General features: G+C 64.5%; 3 protein-coding genes. All 3 read left to right on the top strand.

The features are described 5' to 3' along the window. On the top strand, window positions 1-313 hold a 313-nt coding region (locus tag GCE01_RS16550; RefSeq protein ID WP_099213707.1), incomplete at its 5' end, for a DotD/TraH family lipoprotein. Then, complete coding sequence (locus tag GCE01_RS16545) at window positions 306-1,304, top strand: type IV secretory system conjugative DNA transfer family protein (RefSeq protein WP_099213706.1); 999 nt, start codon at window positions 306-308, stop codon at window positions 1,302-1,304. The genes GCE01_RS16550 and GCE01_RS16545, both read left to right, overlap by 8 nt. Further along, on the top strand, window positions 1,301-2,095 hold a 795-nt coding region (locus GCE01_RS16540; protein WP_099213705.1), incomplete at its 3' end, for an ATPase, T2SS/T4P/T4SS family. The genes GCE01_RS16545 and GCE01_RS16540, both read left to right, overlap by 4 nt.

The raw sequence follows: 2,095 nt of genomic DNA, 5'->3' as shown, positions 1-2,095 counted from the left end.
TGATCTGGCCCAGCTCGGCACCTTGCGCCCGACCCCACCTCCCATGACACCGGACCCCGGCCTTCCCGCTGACCTCAAGCGTCAGGTCTGGTTTGTCTGGCAAGGCCCCCTTGAGCCTGCGGTCCGCAAGCTCGGCAAGGACATCGGCTACAGCGTGACCACGTTCGGCCCCCACCGGAAGGTCATTGTCCAGATCAATGCCGTGGCCCCGGTGATTGACCACCTGCGCACGCTCGGCGAGCAGGCGGGAGATCAGGCCACCGTCTCTGTCGATCCCCTCTCCCACGCAATCTCGGTGACGTACCATGGCTGATCGCGCCCTGCTCTGCGGCCTCGCAACGGCTGCCTTCCTCGCATTCCCATCTCTCGCAGGTGCAGCCGACACCGGCACCATCATGCCGTCCACGAGTTCCCTTCCTCCGCCAGCCCGGAGCGGAACGCTCGTGTCCATGCCAAACCCGCCTGAGCCGGGCGCGGATCAGATCAACGCCAATGATGAGGCCCTGGGCAACCCTGCCAACACCCCGGTCACGGGCGCCCTTCAGCTCGACCGCATCACAGGCGGTGAGGCCCCACCGTCTCTCGAAGCCTTGCAGGACGCTCGACCAAACGATGAAGCCGGCGACGACCTCAAGCCAGGCCGACGCGAGCAGATCCGGCAGGCCGCGCTGACCTACGGCGCACAGGGCGGACAGGCGGCGCGGTCTTTCGCCATCAACGAAATGCTGCGCCATAACGAGCCAATCCTCGACACGACATTCGATTTCCGCCCCTTCGTTCTGCCGGTCGGTGATGGTCAGACGCTGATGCAGCCCCCGATCGTCAGTCAGGCGCAGATGGCGTTTGCCCTGAACGATACAGGCACCATCGCTCATGAAAGCCGCTGCGTCTTCGAGATTACCCGAGAGGCACAGCTTACGTCCGCCGCCCCGAACTGGCGGACCTATCTCGTCCGCTCCTGGAACAAGCCGCGTCATCCGGCCTCATCCGCTCTGCCTCACACGGACAAGGAAGTGCGGCACTGGAACGACTGGGTGGCGGAAGGCTGGGCATCCGGAGAAAAGGTGGCTGATGAGATCTACCTGTCCGATCTCTCCCGTCTTCAGCGCGACATCACGGGCATGGCCCGCTATCGCGTGCTTCTGCGGGCCGGTCGTGTCGAAGAGCCACGCGTGGTCTTCGAGAACCGTCAGGCCGTGGGCGGCGGCGACAGTCTGCATCTTGGCGACCGTGTCATCCGCATCACCGGACAGCCCGGCCTCCAGGCCCGCACCCGTGTGGCCTATCCGGAGGACTGCCGATGAGCGCCGTCCTCAAACTGCGCGACGCCGAAACCTGGGCACACGAGCGGGCGAAGCGCGAGTACCCTTGGGTTGCTGAAGCCCGGAAACATGCACCCGGTCTCGATGACTTCCTGAAATGGGCGCATGGCCTTGGTGCGTCGCGCATCGACCTGCTGACCGGACATCGGGCCACGCTCACGGTTCATGGCCGCAACCGCTACGCCACCATGGACCCCACGACATCGCTGGATCTCAAGCAGATCGTGGATCACGTCTATGGCGCGGACGGCTCGGCGCGCGTCCTGATCAGCCTTCAGCTCGATACGGCCTATAGCGTTACGCTCAACCGTCGTGAGTCCCTGCGCTTTCGTATCAACATTTTCCCCGTGCAGACCATGCGCGGCCCGGGCATGAATCTTGTCCTGCGGCCGATCCCGACCCTGCCGAAGAGCCTGGACGAGCAGCGCGTCGAGCAGGAGATCCGCGACACGAACCTGCTCAGAAGCGGCATGGTTCTCACGGGAGGATCGACCGGATCGGGCAAGACCACGTTGCAGTTCGGGCTGATCCACGAGCGGCTGATGGATCCGACCGTCTCATGCAACATCTCCACGGGCGAGCAGCCGATCGAGTTCCTTTTCGACAGCCTCAAGCCTCCCAACGGCAACCGGATCACCCAGACGGAGATCCGACCGCCAAACATGACGCCGCCGCTGTTTGTCGAAGGCTCCATGCGCCGCGAAAACTCGGATCTGGTGCTGGGCGAGTGTCGTGACGGCCCGACCATGGAGGCGGCCATCAACTGCGCCATC

Origin of the sequence: Gluconobacter cerinus (assembly GCF_002723935.1) — a bacterium.
GTDB lineage: Bacteria > Pseudomonadota > Alphaproteobacteria > Acetobacterales > Acetobacteraceae > Gluconobacter > Gluconobacter cerinus.
This window is presented reverse-complemented; position numbering and strand designations above follow the sequence as displayed.

Excerpts from the sequence above, each read along its gene's own strand:
- GCE01_RS16545 (WP_099213706.1), top strand. The coding sequence starts at position 306 with ATGGCTGATCGCGCCCTGCTCTGCGGCCTCGCAACGGCTGCCTTCCTC.